Origin of the sequence: Colwellia sp. 6_MG-2023, assembly GCF_030547765.1 — a bacterium.
In the GTDB taxonomy this organism is placed as follows: domain Bacteria; phylum Pseudomonadota; class Gammaproteobacteria; order Enterobacterales; family Alteromonadaceae; genus Colwellia.
Genome location: NZ_JAUOPP010000002.1, coordinates 199,443 through 216,000, shown reverse-complemented (window position 1 = coordinate 216,000; position 16,558 = coordinate 199,443). Strand labels below are relative to the sequence as shown.

At 35.6% G+C, this 16,558-nt stretch carries 15 protein-coding genes; 13 read left to right on the top strand and 2 right to left on the bottom strand.

The annotated features are described in order from the left end of the window. The first annotated feature begins 1,110 nt into the window (after window positions 1-1,110). From Q4503_RS02700 to Q4503_RS02660, 9 genes are all read left to right on the top strand, one after another. On the top strand, window positions 1,111-1,983 hold the full coding sequence (locus Q4503_RS02700; RefSeq protein WP_303495266.1) for a LysR family transcriptional regulator: 873 nt from the start codon (window positions 1,111-1,113) through the stop codon (window positions 1,981-1,983). Between the two features lie 152 nt (window positions 1,984-2,135). Further along, complete coding sequence (locus tag Q4503_RS02695; RefSeq protein WP_215973565.1) at window positions 2,136-2,642, top strand: hypothetical protein; 507 nt, start codon at window positions 2,136-2,138, stop codon at window positions 2,640-2,642. 402 nt (window positions 2,643-3,044) lie between these two features. Next, a complete protein-coding gene (locus Q4503_RS02690) occupies window positions 3,045-4,010 on the top strand; it encodes a PDC sensor domain-containing protein (protein WP_215973564.1) in 966 nt (321 codons plus the stop codon). A gap of 184 nt (window positions 4,011-4,194) precedes the next feature. Beyond that, the gene (gene argJ, locus Q4503_RS02685; protein WP_303601318.1) at window positions 4,195-5,454 is read left to right on the top strand and encodes a bifunctional glutamate N-acetyltransferase/amino-acid acetyltransferase ArgJ; all 1,260 of its coding nucleotides are present in this window, start codon (window positions 4,195-4,197) and stop codon (window positions 5,452-5,454) included. Window positions 5,455-5,727: 273 nt separating this feature from the next. After that, a complete protein-coding gene (locus tag Q4503_RS02680; RefSeq protein ID WP_303601317.1) occupies window positions 5,728-6,534 on the top strand; it encodes a DUF2971 domain-containing protein in 807 nt (268 codons plus the stop codon). A 391-nt stretch (window positions 6,535-6,925) separates the two neighbouring features. Further along, the gene (locus tag Q4503_RS02675) at window positions 6,926-7,204 is read left to right on the top strand and encodes a type II toxin-antitoxin system RelE/ParE family toxin (protein ID WP_303601316.1); all 279 of its coding nucleotides are present in this window, start codon (window positions 6,926-6,928) and stop codon (window positions 7,202-7,204) included. Next, window positions 7,204-7,500, top strand: a complete 297-nt coding sequence (locus Q4503_RS02670; protein ID WP_303601315.1) for a HigA family addiction module antitoxin — start codon at window positions 7,204-7,206, stop codon at window positions 7,498-7,500. The genes Q4503_RS02675 and Q4503_RS02670 overlap by 1 nt, the downstream gene beginning before the upstream one ends. Before the next feature lie 94 nt (window positions 7,501-7,594). After that, window positions 7,595-8,353 (top strand): penicillin-binding transpeptidase domain-containing protein, encoded by a 759-nt coding sequence (locus Q4503_RS02665; protein ID WP_303601314.1) that lies wholly within the window; start codon window positions 7,595-7,597, stop codon window positions 8,351-8,353. 652 nt (window positions 8,354-9,005) lie between these two features. Then, a complete protein-coding gene (locus tag Q4503_RS02660) occupies window positions 9,006-9,674 on the top strand; it encodes an OmpA family protein (RefSeq protein ID WP_303601313.1) in 669 nt (222 codons plus the stop codon). 127 nt (window positions 9,675-9,801) lie between these two features. Here the strand turns inward: Q4503_RS02660 and speB are convergent, their stop codons facing one another. Beyond that, window positions 9,802-10,740, bottom strand: a complete 939-nt coding sequence (gene speB, locus Q4503_RS02655) for an agmatinase (RefSeq protein WP_215973557.1) — start codon at window positions 10,738-10,740, stop codon at window positions 9,802-9,804. Between the two features lie 282 nt (window positions 10,741-11,022). Here speB and Q4503_RS02650 point away from each other — a divergent pair, with 282 nt between their 5' ends. Then, the gene (locus Q4503_RS02650; protein WP_215973556.1) at window positions 11,023-11,985 is read left to right on the top strand and encodes an adenosylmethionine decarboxylase; all 963 of its coding nucleotides are present in this window, start codon (window positions 11,023-11,025) and stop codon (window positions 11,983-11,985) included. Continuing rightward, window positions 11,975-12,835, top strand: coding sequence for a polyamine aminopropyltransferase (speE, locus tag Q4503_RS02645; RefSeq protein WP_215973555.1), 861 nt, complete (start codon window positions 11,975-11,977; stop codon window positions 12,833-12,835). Before Q4503_RS02650 ends, speE begins: the two co-directional genes overlap by 11 nt. Window positions 12,836-12,916: 81 nt before the next feature. On the opposite strand, the gene Q4503_RS02640 is transcribed toward speE, so the two are convergent. Then, a complete protein-coding gene (locus tag Q4503_RS02640; protein ID WP_215973554.1) occupies window positions 12,917-13,201 on the bottom strand; it encodes a MazG nucleotide pyrophosphohydrolase domain-containing protein in 285 nt (94 codons plus the stop codon). 367 nt (window positions 13,202-13,568) lie between these two features. Here Q4503_RS02640 and Q4503_RS02635 point away from each other — a divergent pair, with 367 nt between their 5' ends. Together Q4503_RS02635 and Q4503_RS02630 are read left to right on the top strand one after the other, a co-directional pair. Further along, entirely contained in the window at window positions 13,569-14,066 is a 498-nt protein-coding gene (locus Q4503_RS02635) for a (2Fe-2S)-binding protein (protein ID WP_303601312.1), read from the top strand. Beyond that, a complete protein-coding gene (locus Q4503_RS02630) occupies window positions 14,063-16,318 on the top strand; it encodes a xanthine dehydrogenase family protein molybdopterin-binding subunit (protein ID WP_303601311.1) in 2,256 nt (751 codons plus the stop codon). Before Q4503_RS02635 ends, Q4503_RS02630 begins: the two co-directional genes overlap by 4 nt. Window positions 16,319-16,558 lie beyond the last annotated feature (240 nt).

Genomic DNA, 16,558 nt, shown 5'->3' with positions numbered 1-16,558 from the left:
CCCCGATTTTATAAACATATTGTTTCATTTGCTTTACTTAGAGGACATCATTTGATGTCCTTTTTTTTATCCACTCGAAAAATTTCACTAACATTAACCAGCATAAAATAATTTATCATTAACGCTCGTTATTTATAATCTTGTGCAAAAAAGTATTACCCAGCAGATAAGTTAAAATAATTCACCTATCGAGTGAAATCATTTCGTTTGCTGAAAATAACCGAGAAAAATATACTGGCTTCAGTTTTTGAATCTCCCCGATTTTATAAACATATTGTTTCATTTGCTTTACTTAGAGGACATCATTTGATGTCCTTTTTTTTATCCACTCGCAAAATTTCACTAACATTAACCAGCATAAAATAATTTATCATTAACGCTCGTTATTTATAATCTTGTGCAAAAAAAAGTCTTACTCAGCAGATAAGTTAAAATAATTCACCTATCGAGTGAAATCATTTCGTTTGCTGAAAATAACCGAAAAAAATATACTGGTTTCAGTTTTTGAATCTCCCCGATTTTATAAACAAATTGTTTCATTTGCTTTACTTAGAGGACATCATTTGATGTCCTTTTTTTTATTCTTTTTGCAGCCTCTCATTACTATCGTAAAAAACAATTTATTAAATTACCGATAAATATTATTTACTCGATGGTAATTCGATAATTTTTAACTTTAGCTAAACCTACATTGACTAAGCTTGCTTAAGATTAGATAACAATAACCATAGCACGATAACTTCAAACCCAATTACCGCACCCAAACATATGTCTGTACTATAAGATAAAATAACTCACCTATTGCGTGAATTTATTTCGTTTGCCGTAAATACTAAATAAAAATACACTCATTTCAGTTTTTGAATCTCCCCGATTTTATAAACAAGTTGTTTCATTTGGTTAAATTTATAGGACATCGTTAGATGTCCTTTTTTTTAGCTCTGCTCATAATTATGTTGTTAGTCTACTGTGCAAACGCACCAACATAGTGCAAACCTTACGTTATATAGTATATCTATAGATATTTTCCCCTTAAAATTCAATACATTAAAAACGGTTTGATTATTGCTATATGGGTTTATCATTTATAGAATAAAGAACACCATGGCAATTCAAACTCCCATACGAGGCTTACGTTCATTTTGTGTTGCTGCAAAATGTTTAAGCTTTAAACACGCTGCAGCACAACTGTTTTTAACACCTTCAGCTGTAAGCCATCAAATTAAACAATTGGAATCACAACTCGATTTAACCTTGTTCAAAAGAGGCACAAGATCAATTGAGCTTACCAGTGCAGGAAAACAATTTTATCAATCAATACAGCCGATAATTCATCAATTAGAGTCAACTATTTCAGAGTTTACTAATACACAAGAAAACAAAACAATTGTGATCAGCTTGCCTGAATTTTTCGCCAGTGAATTATTCATTCCTCAGTTAAGTGAATGGTCTGAACAAAATCCAGATATTAATCTACAACTCGAAACAGTAAAGTCAGGTAGTGAGCCATCACAAATAGCAGATCTTTCTATCGTACTTGCAAATGGAAAACCTAATGCAAGTATTGTTCAAGAGCTATTTCCAATTAGATATGCTCCAGCTTGTAATAAAAAGCTTTATAAAAAGTTAAAGAATTCAGGCTTTAAAGCACTACAAAATACGCCATTAATTTTGCACAGAGCTAGACCTTGGTCATGGCATCAATGGGCTGATAATGTGGGTGTAGATGACTTTGATCCTAAACAAATTATTCAATTTGATAGCATGTTTGGTGTTGTTAGAGCAGCCCAGCAAGGTATGGGAATCGCTTTAGTTCCTTTACCAATGAGTAAAACTTGGTTTAGTGAAGAGCTATTAGTAAAGCTCTTTGATGAAGAGCTAAATACCAATGACAGATACTACCTAATTCAGCATGAAAATATGGAAAGCAAAATTGAATTAACGGTATTCGCTGACTGGGTAAAGAAAACCTTTGCTGTATAATATTAAAGCAATATTTAATTAGCATTACATTATTCAAATAGGTGAAATTAATTCATCCAACACCTATATTTTTATCGTTTGTCACTATCCCCTCTATTGCTTATATTTAGTGGGCATCAACAAGATGTCCACTACAAATATTAGGAAATATCATGGCTATAAAAAACATCTCTTACAAAGCTTTAGCAGCAACTATTGCTATCAGCTGTTCTGCATCAGCGATGGCTGAAATTAGCACCTTTAAAGTTGCTGTAATTAAAGACACAACAGCATCACAAGAAATTATTTCTGGTGATTTAGAAGCAAGTATCAACCAATTAACACTTACAAATGAAGATACTTTTGAAAATAACACAGGTTTATGTGTTGCATACTTAAAAAGTAAAAATGTTGAAAAATCTGAATCTGCATGTACTGCGGCGATTGAATCAATTAGCTCAGTGAATTCATACGATAGAAAAAAGAGCTACTTACAATCACTTAGTTACAGTAACAGAGCAATTGCACGTTACTTGAAAAAAGATTTCTCAGGCGCAATGGATGATTTAAGTGTTGCTACATCAATTAATTCAAACACTATTACTGCTGGTAACTTACAATTATTAAAAAACAAAATACTTGAAGTAGATAATTCTGCAGATAGCATATTTTCTGAATAATATAAGTACTCAATTTAGCACAAGGAGTAAATTATGATATATAAAATTATTAAACCCATACACTCTATCATTATGTTTATTGATGAAATGAAGCATCTGTCTATTAGCCAATGGGATATAGACCAGAAAGATGAAGGTAGAATGCCACAATAAAATAGGTAAGAAATGATTAATTTTACAGCTCAGCGGTAACATAAAAAATAGATTTTCAAGATACAGTTATTTTTATGTTACCCTCAATTACTGTACGTTATAGTACGCTTTAATTAAAGGATTTATCAAAGAAATAGTAAACAAAGGGACTCTCCAATAAACTTTCCCCTCGCAATTATTATTAATAACGAACACTTACCACTTTAATACTCTCCCCCAATTTTTCTCATAATATTAAGAAGGTAGATTATGAATTATCTTAGTGTAATTGAAAGGTATCATGATTATAAAAATTCAATTCATGAACTTATGGCATCTATTATCGCAGGGACTTTCGATGAAGCTTTTTTTCATGACGAAAAGACCTTAGCGAACTCAATGACTTGGCTTGGTAAAAATTACCCTTTTGTCGATCTAATGTTTACTTTAGATGGTGAAGGTGTGCAATTAAGCCCAAACATTTCAAATAATAACTTCCCCAATAAAGAAGATAATTTAGGCAAAGGTATAGATCGCTCTTACCGTCCTTATTATATAGAGGCCAACAAACAAGATGGTATTATTGTAACCGAACCCTATTTATCGACATCAAGTCATAACCTGTGTATTTCAGCGGCACTTAAACATGTAAATAAGTCTGGCGAATTAATGGGGATATTAGTTTTAGATATAGACCTTGCTCATGCCATTGAATTTTTAATGGGTGATCGAAAACGTAAAAAATTCCACCCTTTCTTTACCGTTATCTATTCTTTAATTGTTACAGGGTTATTTTTTATCGTCGGTATTCTGTTATTTTCTGCAGGTAGTGAAATAGTCAGTTTAATGGTTGCTCCTACACCCGAGAATCTCCAGCTCAAGCCCTTTGGCATCATTATATTTCTCACCTTAGCACTCGCAATATTCGATTTAGGCAAAACAACCATCGAAGAAGAAGTATTAATGAAGAAAGATATCTTCAGGCATAGCTCAACAAGAAGAACTATCACACGGTTTATGGCCACCATATTAATCGCGGTGTCAATTGAAGCATTATTGTTAATGTTTAAATCTGTTCTTGGCGCGCCTCAGTATTTAACGAATGCTGTCGCCATGATGGGCGCATCAGTAGGCTTGATGATTGGCTTAGGCATTTATGTTTATTTAGGCGCTAAGGCTGAAACCTTATTGATGAACAATCACTTAAATAATAAATCGGATGTGAAAAGTAACTAACGCAATTTGAAGCCAGTGACGCATTGTTACTGGCTTGATTATCACGAATTTCGTCAACTCAAGTAAATTAAATTCTTGTCATTTTATTGTCTCAAAAACCCATATTTAATAACAATATTGTTTTGCATAAAAAATCATTAAAGCGTAATATTTATTTACTTTTTTATATTGATAATCTCTTTTTATGCCTGTTAACTTACCTGAAATCATTCCCGCTTCACTAAACCCAATTGAAGGCATTCGCCTCGGCTGGGCTGAATCGAATATCAAAAAACCTAATCGTAAAGATTTACTTGTTATTGAAATTGCAGATGGTAGCGCTGTTTCGGGTGTTTTTACCCAAAACCGTTTTTGTGCTGCCCCAGTTACCTTGTGTAAAAAACACTTAAATGCCGTAAAAAATCAAGCTGTACCAAGTATTAAAGCATTAGTGATAAATACTGGTAATGCCAATGCAGGCACAGGCGAACAAGGAATGAATGACGCCATAGCAACGTGTGAGCAATTAGCTGAAATTATGGCTATTCCCGTGCAATCTATCTTACCATTTTCAACGGGCGTTATTCTAGAACACTTACCAATGGACAAGCTGTTAGCCGGTTTACCGCACGCAGTAGCTAACTTAACTGCAAATAACTGGGCCGATGCAGCGTCAACCATAATGACAACAGATGTAGCGCCTAAAGCTTATGCTACCCAGGTAAACGTTAAAAATGAAGTGGTAAACATCACCGGTATATCGAAAGGTGCTGGGATGATCCATCCAAATATGGCGACCATGCTAGGCTATGTAGCGACTGACGCTAATATTACCCAAACACTGTTAGATGAAATAACCAAAGAGATAGCGGATTTATCCTTTAACTGCATTTCTGTTGATGGTGACACCTCAACAAATGACTCATTTATTGTTATTGCTACCGGAAAAAGTAATACACCAGAAATTTCAGATCGAAACAGTAACGGTTTTAAAGCAGTATTTAATGCATTGCTTGAAACTGCTCAATACTTGGCGCAAGCCATTGTTCGTGATGGTGAAGGTGCAACCAAATTTTTAACAGTAACCATTAAAGGTGCTTTAACGAATGATGAAGCTAAAACTATCGGCTTTTCTATTGGTAAAAGTCCCTTAGTTAAAACCGCGATGTTTGCTTCAGATCCTAATTTAGGTCGTGTACTTGCTGCTATTGGTTACGCGTCAAGAGAGTGTGCGTCGTTAGAAGATTTAGATACGACTGATTTAGAGTTATATTTTGGCGATGTATTAGTTGCTGAAAAAGGCGGTCGTGCTGACAGTTATAATGAAGATGACGGACAGGCTATTATGAACGAAGCTGAAATTGACATTACCGTACAACTACACCGTGGTAATGAACAAGCTACTATTTGGACTTGTGATTTTAGCTATGACTACGTCAGAATTAATGCCGAATATCGCACATAAAGTTATATAAGTCGTATAAAATCAGATATAAGTTATACATAACTTATATCGCGTAAAGTCATCTGTTTTCAATGACCAAGCTATATTTACACTCAGCTTGGTCTAATTCCTTCTTTCACACAGCCAGTAGTTAAAGCGATGTTTTTAACTCATTGATCTACTGATAATAATCAAGTAATCTGAATGTATTATAAAATTATGAATGATTGATAACCTCTTGCACAAAGAAGGAGTCTTTCCGCATAATAAACGATTAAAACTCAAGGTAGGATCATGAAGCTATATCGTTTTGAAAAACCTGATAAGTGCAGAATAGATACGCTGAAATGTAATAAAATTTGGACAGCTCTCCCTAAATCTTTCAATGACCCGCTTGATTGTAAATTAAAAATCCATGATAAAACTGAATTCAGTACCTTTGGCGAAAAGAGAATCAAGTGTGCGGCGAAGTCTCTTTATGAAAAATATAACGTATCCGAAGGAGCTTGGTTAATCACTGAAGAAATTTTAAAAAGCATTGAATCATGGATATCGGGTAAAGACTTCTCTCCCTTGGTAACTGGAAAACCACATTTTTTAACACTTATCGAACAACGAATCTTAAGTTTTGGTGTTCAGTGCTTCAGCGAGACAGGATTTACAAATCCATTAATGTGGGCTCACTACGCCCTAAATCATCAGGGGTTTTGTATAGAGTACGAATATAAAGCATGGAGTTTAGTATCAAATAATGAAGGGAAATTTTCAATGGCTCCAGCCATATATTCATCTAAACTCCCAGAGTTTAATTTAATGGAGGTTTTGTTCTCACCAAGAGAAGTAACAGAGAAGTTGTATGCTACAAAATCAGAGCACTGGTCGTATGAAAGAGAGCATAGGCTAGTCTACTTTCCGTGTAATCCATCTCATGGTGCACAAGGAGAGTCTGTGTCTCTTCCTAAAGGCTTAAAAGTTACGAGAATAATTGCAGGACTTAATTCAGAGAAAATCAAGCAAGAATTGCAGGTTGCAGCAGCCGCACTAAATGTACCACTTGAAAAAATCAAACTATCTGATTCAAGCTACGATTTAGAGATTTAGCGTATTGATGAAACAATGGAAAGTAGGGTCCAAAGGGCTGGCTCAATCATCCCTATCTTAGCTATGCTGAGTGAATATTTATTTGTTATTAAATTAAATAAATTAGCTAGTGTAATTCACCCTGCGCAACTTACATATGAGATTTATAAAGCAAGACGATTTAAGCCTCATTTAAAACTATCAGTATGGCTCACTATATTTTTTGTTTGTTTAGGTGGTGTTTTATCAGGTTACGGTGATATTATTTATGCGAATCTCCTCCGATAAAAAGAAAATAAAAACAGTGAGTTAAGTTTATCTTCACTACATATTTTAACCTACTGTTTTAGTCCGCTTAGCGAGGCTATATATTTTTATCGACAGCTGATGCGCATCGCGCTACACTTATTGCATGATTAAATCTTTTAAACATAAAGGCCTTAAAAAATACTTCCAAACTGGTAGTGTTTCCGGTATTCAGGCAAATCATCAACGTAAATTACGAATGCAACTTGCCGCAATAAATACCGCACAAGAAATTGATGATATCAATTTACCCGGCTTTAAGTTACATCCATTAAAAGGGAATCGTGACGGGATTTGGTCTATTACTGTAAATGGTAATTGGCGTATTACTTTCGAGTTTATCGATGGTAATGCTTATATTCTCAACTATGAGGACTATCACTAATGAGTATGCAACATAATCCGCCACATCCTGGGGAATTTATCTATGACGTTTATTTGGAACCCTCTGGACTTAGTTGTCGTTATTTAGCTAAACAACTGGATGTAGCATCATCTACTTTGAATAGAGTGCTAAAAGGTCAGAGCGCAATATCACCAGAAATGGCACTTCGCTTATCTAAAGCAATTGGCAGAACGCCTGAGAGTTGGCTATCAATGCAAGACAACTACGATCTTTGGCATGCTAAACAGAAAATCAATTTAACAAATGTCCACTTTGTAAATTTTACAGTGGCATAGAAAATATAACTAAAAAAAGCAGGAAAAAAGTAGGACACACATACTTTATCGATGTGGGCGTTATACCCTACGAATAATCAGCACCGAGGAATAAATGATTTATTTTAATATCTTTATACTATTTTTAACGTCTATCAGCTTACACGCAAAAGAAAATTCAATAGAAGACCTGTACAAATCAAATAATATTAATGGCTCTATATTCATTGAATCAATCGATAGTAAAACTGAATATCGTTATAACGTCAATGATAAGGAACAGTTCGTACCTGCTTCTACTTTTAAAATACCTAATACGCTTATTATGTTAGAAGAAAACTTAATTAAAAATCAATTTGATATTATCAAATGGGATGGCGTAGAGCGGGAATATTCATCATGGAATCAAGATCAAACGCTAAAAAGTGCATTTCAATATTCGTGTGTATGGTGCTATCAACATTACGCGAAACAAATTGGTGATAAAACGTATCATACGTACTTGCGTAAATTTAATTATGGCAACCTTCTAACGGGTAGTAATTTAATTCGCTTCTGGCTAGATGGAGAGTTAAGGATTTCAGTTAAAGAACAAATTCAGTTTTTACGTAAAGTATATAATGAAGATCTTCCTATAAAAAAATCTCATATTAAAACACTTAAAAGTATCATGCTGTCAGACAATCATGAAAATTATAAGGTATGGTCAAAAACGGGTTGGTCTGGTAAAGATGGATGGTATGTAGGTTATCTAATCACTGAAGGTCAAACATGGTTTTTTGCTAACCATATTGAAATCAATGAAAAATCTGATTTAAAATTTCGTAAGAAATTAACTATGGACGTATTTAAGCTTCTAAATATTATTCAATAATAATGTTGATTAATAAAAAAGTAGAACAAAAGAGCAAAACAAAAAGTAGGACACTCATACTTTGTTGAATAAATAAAAATTCCTGACTATGTTTATATCATAAACACGTCAGGTGTTTGCTTATAACTCAATCTCGCCGTCTGCAAGTTTCATTACAAGATACCCGTTACTATCACTTAATCTTTCGTTATGTTCGCCCCGCTTATATCTGTAGCTAGGAGGATTACAGCAAACAAAGCTTTGAACAACGGTATACAAGAATAATACTGACAGATAAACCTAGCCGATATTGCCTAAACACTCACTTAAATTGTAATATTTCTTGTTCAATTTCCCTGTCATTAACGTTTATCACAATAAAAAAATCACCAACACGGCGAGTTACTTAAATAAGACACCATAGACTAACTTATTGTTTAAATTGTAATTTAAATTTTCACTTAAACTAATTCACACCGATACTAACCGTAGTAAACCGCTATTATTTTACAGTAATACCTTACTTTGTAGTTTCAAAATGGAAAAGCCACACTCAGGACAAATAAAGGATAACTTTTTAGAATAATGCTAATATAGTGGCGCTTTAATCGAGTTTATCTTCGCAAACCTTTTTTAAAATTCCATTTTACCGATAAATTATTTAAGGAAAAAAATGAAACACTTTACACTCCCCCTAATTGCTTGCTTAGCGTTAAGCGCATGTTCAACTTTCGACCCTTACACAGGTGAAGAAAAAACGACGAATACTGCTAAAGGTGCTGGTATTGGTGCTGGTGTTGCAGCCGTAGTTGCCTATATAGCTAACAAAGATGAAGACGATATTGGTAAACGAAATCGAAGAATTTTACAAGCCGCAACCGGTGGCGCTGCAATTGGTGGTGGTATTGGCTACTACATGGACACCCAAGAAGCTGAATTAAGAAAACAATTACGTGGCTCTGGCGTAAGTGTTGAGCGCGACGGCAATAACATAAATTTAATTATGCCGGGTAATATTACTTTTTCTTCTAGCAAAGCGAATATTGAACAAAACTTTTATTCAGTGTTAGATTCTGTTGTTTTAGTTTTAAAAGAGTTTGATAAAACCTTAATCGTTGTCGCTGGCCATACAGATAGTTCAGGTTCTGATGCACTAAACCAACGATTATCAGTACAGCGCGCGCAATCTGTGTCTGGCTACCTAAGTGCTGCTGGTATTCTTAATGACAGAATTGAATCTATTGGTTTTGGTGAAACACAACCTATAGCAAATAACAATACTGAAGCTGGTAAAGAGCTTAACCGCAGAGTAGAAATAACATTATTGCCGATTGCTGAATAATAAGCTTTGATCTAATAGCAATCCACATAAGAAACGAGCAGTCTATTATGTGGGTTGCGATAAGTCGTTTATGCATGTTAATTAAAGTAGTGCTTTATTAGACCTTATTTTATTAAACCTTACTTTATTAAACGTTTCTTTCATTCAAACAAATTAACAATTCACGTACAACCTTAGCGGCAAATACATCGCTATTACCAGTAGAATCAATTACTGGTGACAATTCAACTACGTCACAGCCAACAAAATTCTTTTTAAATAGTATTTTGCATAAGCTGACAAATGAATGAAAATCTTCACCTCCTGGCTCTGGTGTTCCTGTACCAGGGAAAAAGCTCGGATCAAAATAGTCTAAATCTAATGTTAAATAGATAGGACGATCATCTGCGATAGCTTCAACAGCGGCTAAAAAATCATGGCGCGATGATTTAATCGTTTTATGCTGGTGCATCCACTGATACTCTTCTTTTGTACCCGAGCGAATACCGTATTGTATGAGTTGATGTTCGTCGCCAAAATGGTCGAGTATTCGGCGAATAATAGATGCGTGTGAGTAATGAAAATCAAGGTACCCATCACGTAAATCGGCGTGCGCATCTAAATGCAATACTACTAAATTTGGGTATTGTTCTAAATAGGTTTTAATAGGCGCGTATGAAATAGAATGCTCACCACCTAGCACTAATGTACGTACTTTTGAGGTAGGTAAATCAATGTCATTAAATAGCGTACAAAAATCATCGGTAGCGCGCTGCCATTGTAGCTCTATGGTTTGATGTTCACTTTGATTTGATTGATTTGGCACCGTAGATAAATTACCTAAATCCACAAAAGAAAAATCTTCAATATCACGATCTAAATAAGGCGAATAGGTTTCTATTCCATCGGATACTAGTCTTAACGCATTAGGTCCGGCTTTAGTTCCTTTGCGAAAACAGGCTGTACCGTCAAATTCGAAACCAACAATATGGGTTGTATTCGCATATATTGCCGGTGTTATTTCGGCACAACTAAACTCGATTTCAGGTAAGCTTAAGTCGATATTAATTTCTTTTATTTTTTTCATAAGAGGTAACCCTAAAAATTTCGCCAATTATCCAAATAAAATGAAAAAAGTATAGTTTTATTTAACAAAAATAGGTAAATTTTTACACTAGCATTAAGCTAGTTTTTTTAACTACAAAGCTATTAGCTTTACTATGTCATTAGTACAAATTTCACTTAATAATTATTAAAAAAGTATTTATTGAAAAAATATTTTTTATTTGTACAATGACCGCCGCAATTTTTTATGTCTAGTTCTTTTAAATATTTTGAAGTATTTTAGGCAAATATTAAGGATTTACTTTTGTTTTTTGAAGGCTCAGAAAAAAAAGCTGAAGTGGTCGTGAATAGCCAAAATCTTTCACTTCTTAACGATATCAGCAATACATTTTGGCAAGAACTTGTTGAATGCTGTAATGCCCAAATATTATCCTCTGTTGAAAATGAGCACTGTAAAGCATTTTTGCTTTCTGAATCTAGCTTGTTTGTTTGGGATGATCGATTCTTGATTTTAACCTGTGGGGTAACTAAATTAGTTAACTCTATTGAATATTTTATTCAAAACACGCAACCAGAAGACATTCTTCATGTTACTTACCAAAGAAAAAATGAGTATTTTTCAAATGCGCAATTAACTTCATTTGGCGATGACATTAAGTTATTATCAAAATACTTAACCGGTAAAGCATACCGTTTTGGTGAAATATATAGTCATCATAATTATGTATTTCATCAAGATAATGAATTTCAAGCTGAGCCTGATGATACTACCTATGAATTATTGGCCTATCAAATAAGTGAACACGCTTCTAAAAAGCTAACAACTCATGGACTAAGCAAGCAAGAGATCAGAGAGTTTTTCTGTATTAATGACTTATTGCCTGGTTTTGAAATTGATGATTTTGTTTTCGACCCTTATGGTTATTCACTTAACGCCATTAAAGGTACAGACTACTATACGATTCATGTTACACCACAGGCAGGTAGTAGCTATGTGAGCTTTGAATCAAATATGGACTTATTGAATATAGCATCAAAAATCCTTGAAATCCTTAGCCCTTCTTCTTTTGATTTACTTGGTTTTAATGATCCTCAATTTGAAAAGAAAGTAGCAGCTAAAATTAGCAGCCCATACATCAGTAATTCATTAGTGAGTAAAACCCTAGACAATGGTTACCTCGTTTGTTTTGCTAGCTTTATTACACCCGAAACACAATATTCATCACCACTAGAGCTCGATCTCACGGGAGAAAACCATGCACTCTGATTTATGGGTAGAAGAAAAATTTTCAGACTTTTTAGGCTTACGTTTTAAAATAGAAAACGTATTATTTTCTGGTAAAAGTGACTTTCAAACAGTGGATATTGTTGAAACTAAAGGTCATGGAAAAATGCTACTTAACGATGGCTTAATCATGGTAACTGAGCGCGATGAATTTGCTTATCACGATATGATTTCTCACTTACCTTTGTTTGTTCATCCTAATCCTAAGAATGTTTTAGTGATTGGTGGTGGTGACGGTGGTACTGCACGCGAAGTAATACGTCATAACAGTGTGGAAAAATGTACTATGGTGGAAATTGACGCTATGGTTGTTGAGGCTTGTAAGGAACATATTCCACAAACAGCTAGCGCGCTTGATAACCCAAAAATTAATTTAATTATTGGTGATGGCGTACAATTTGTAAAAGAGACAACAGAAAAATTTGATGTGATCATTGTCGATAGCACAGATCCTATCGGGCCTGCTCAACCACTATTTGGTGAAGCGTTTTATCAAGACGTTTTTAACTGCTTAACCGATGACGGTATTGTGGTTTCACAGGGAGAGTCTTCTTGGTATGCCATGGATATTCAACAGTCATTATTAAAAGTATTAAATAACGTTTTTGATCAATGCTTTTTATACAGTTTTAGTAATTTAACTTACCCTGGCGGTTTATGGAGCTTCACCTTTGCCACCAAAAATCACCACCCAATTAATGATTTTGATGCACAAAGAGTTATTGATAGCGGTTTAGCGTTTGATTATTACAACCACCAATTACACACTGCCGCATTTGCTTTGCCTAACTTTGTAAAAAAAGAGCTTAAAGGTTTAATTCAAAACGATTAAAGCTAAATAAGCTGTAAATATACTGATGCTACTAACAATAATTAACCTAAATATTAATGGTTGTTAGTAGTATTGCTCACTTTATTTCTGTCTTCCTCTTGTACCTCGCTGTTCATTAATAAGCATTTTATTATTAATTTCTGCTTCAATATCAATTCCTTGCCAATGAGCAATGTCGAGCACTCTAAGAATAATATCGGCTAACTCTTCTCCAAAAGCTGCTGTTGGTTTTTCATTTCTACATTCATTAATTGCTTCGCCAACTTCCGATGCTACAAGCGCTAAAGCTTCTAAGACGGTTTTATTATGCCAACCCATTTCTTCAACCCATTCATAATTCTTCTTAGCGATATCGTTAATTGTCATTATTCTTATTCCAAGCAAAGTAAAATAAATGAATAATACCTCATTAAGAAAATCAACAGTATCGGTTTTATAACAACTAAGATACTAGCGTTGCCCCTGTAAATTTACAGCTTTGCTTTCATGATGACCTTATCACTATCACATAACAATCAAGCCTAGTTTGACTGAAAGATAAAGTACGCGTATCTTTAGTTTATTCAACCTCATTTAAAATCCCTTACAAAGTCTTACAAAGTTTAAGAGGTGAATCGCTAGTACACTAAATATTAGGTTTAGTACTATACGGTTAGAGACGTCAACAGTTCCAATCAAGCAATGTAAGCAAAGCGAAACATAATCGTTTACTTACGACAATGGAGAGCAAATCATGATTACGTTTACCGTCAACGGTGACACTCGTAAGTTTTCAGGCGACCCGACTACGCCCGTACTCTGGTATTTACGGGATGAGTTACAACTAACAGGTCCTAAATTTGGCTGTGGTATGGCACAATGTGGTGCGTGTACTGTTCATATAAACGGTGAGGCACAGCGCTCATGTACATTACCTATTTCTGCAGTTTCAGGTAGTAAAATAACAACTATTGAAGGCTTAAGTGAAAACGGTGAGCATCCTGTACAAAAAGCTTGGATAGAACATAAAGTGCCACAATGCGGTTTTTGCCAATGTGGTCAAATGATGCAAGCAGCTAGTTTACTGGCAAGCAACCCTACACCTAGTGATGATGAGATTGTACAAAGTATGTCAGGCAATATTTGTCGATGTGGTACTTATCCTCGCATTCATAAAGCGATCAAATCTGCGTCTAAATCAATGGCTGGTGTTGCTTATTATGTTCCTGAAAAAGCAGGAGAAGAAGCATGAGCCAATATTTTGATTTAACCCGTCGTAATTTTTTAAAGTCTAGTGCCGCAGTAGGTGCTTTAGTCGTTGGTACTTATTTTACAGGTGCAGCGCCTAGAGCAATGGCTGGTGTACTTGCTAAACCAGCAGAATCATCAAAAGTAGCTAATTTATTTGTTGCATTACGTCCAGATGGTGTTGTTGAAATTACTTGTCATCGTTCTGAAATGGGTCAACAAATTCGTACGGCGATAGCACAAATCGTAGCTGATGAAATGGAAGCGTCTTGGGACAAGGTTGTTGTTATCCAAGGTAAAGGCGATCCTAAATACGGTGACCAAAATACCGATGGTTCACGCAGTATTCGTTACAATATGCAACGTTTACGTGAGATGGGCGCAAGTGTTCGTCATCTTATGCGACAAGCAGCAGCAACGCGCTGGAATGTATCTATAGACGCATGTTCAGCTGAGCAGCACGTTGTTACTCATACATCAGGAAAAACCCTAACTTATGCTGAGTTGGTCAATGATGCGTTAAACATTACACCGCCAGAAGCAGATAAAATTCCGCTTAAAAAGCGTAGTGAGTGGCGTTACATTAATACCGCCATGGAACATGTCGATTTAAAAGATATAGTAACAGGCAAAGCCACGTTTGCTGCCGATGTACTAGAGCCGAAAGCGCTTATCGCAATGATTGTTCGCCCTCCTGTTGTTGGTGGCAAAGTTAAAAGTTTTGACGCAAAAGCTGCCAAAGCAATAGAAGGCGTTGTAGACATAGTAGAAATTCCTGCACCGCAAGGCGCACCTATGTTTCAGCCTAAAGGTGGTATTGCCATCATTGCCAATAATACTTGGGCAGCCATGAAAGGCCGCGAAGCATTAACAGTAACATGGGAAGACGGTAAAAATGGTGACTATAACTCAGCAGCATTCAAAGAGAGCCTGCTAACTACAGTGGCTTCGTCACAGTCGTCAGTACGAGAGCTAGGAGATGCAACAAGTATTCTAGTCAAAGACAGCGATAAGCTAGTGGCAGATTACTATGCACCGCATTTAGCTCAAGCACCAATGGAGCCGCCTTGTGCTACAGCAATGTATTACAAAGACCGTGTAGACGTGTGGGCTGCAACACAAAACCCGCAAGCAGATATGGCAACAGTAGCAGCCATGGTAGGCCAGCCACAAGAGCAAATTAATGTCCATGTTACTATGCTAGGTGGTGGATTTGGACGTAAGTCTAAACCTGATTTTTCAGCAGAAGCCGCTTACCTTTCGATGAAAACAGGTAAGGCTATTCGTGTTCAATGGACGCGTGAAGATGATATACAACATGGTTTCTACCATGCAGTTTCAGCGCAACACATTGAAGCGTCACTAGATAAAAATGGTGCGATAGAAGCCTATTTACACCGCACTGCTTTTTCGCCTTTAGCCTCTACCTTTATGGAAGGTGCGACTAGTCCACTAAGCGCAGAGTTACGTTTAGGGTTTACTGATAACCCTATTAATACGCCTAATATGAAATTAGAAAATGGTGAAGCGCCAGCTAAAGCAAGAATTGGTTGGATGCGTTCAGTATCGAATATATTTCATGCCTTTGCTATTCAGTCATTTATTGCGGAAGCCGCACATAAAGCAGGACGTGATCAAAAAGACTATTTGCTAGAAACAATTGGCCCCGATCGTATTGTTGATGTAACTGAGCAAAATGCTGAATACGATAACTACGGCGGTGATAAAGCTGTTTACCCGTTAGATATTGGTAGATTACGTCATGTTATTGAAAAAGTCGCTGAAATGAGTAAATGGGGTAGAAAGCTTCCTAAAGGCCGAGGTTTAGGGATAGCAGCACATAGAAGTTTCTTAACCTATGTAGCCACTGTGGTTGAAGTAGAAGTTTCAGACAAAGGTGATTTGAAAATAATTAAATCATGGGCAAGCATTGACGCTGGCACGGTAGTGAATACCGACACCGTGAAAAACCAAGTGCAAGGTGGCTCTATTTATGGGATTACAGCAGCGATCAGCGAAGGCATTACTTTCGATAAAGGTCGTGTACAGCAAAGTAATTTTCATGACTACCGTGTGCCACGTATGAATGATTGTCCGCTAGAAATAGAGGTAGAAATTATTCCTAGTGATGCGCCTCCTGCAGGTGTTGGTGAACCAGCCACGCCAGTTTACGCTCCAGCTTTATGCAATGCTATTTTTGCCGCATGTGGTAAACGCATTAGACAATTACCTATAGGTAATCAGCTAAAAGCTTAAACTTATTAGTATAACCGCCTACACATTAACATAAGATACGTAGGCGGTTTATACCTCTTGTTCGACTTGTTACCTAACAATGATATTTAATACCAATCTCACTAGTTATGTGATCATTTCTACTTGCTAAAATCACCAACGACATCGTTATTTATTTAATAATTAGCGCAACTAGTTATTAAACAAATACCTTGTATTAAGCAATTTTTTCTACGTATAAAATTGTTCACTTAATTAATG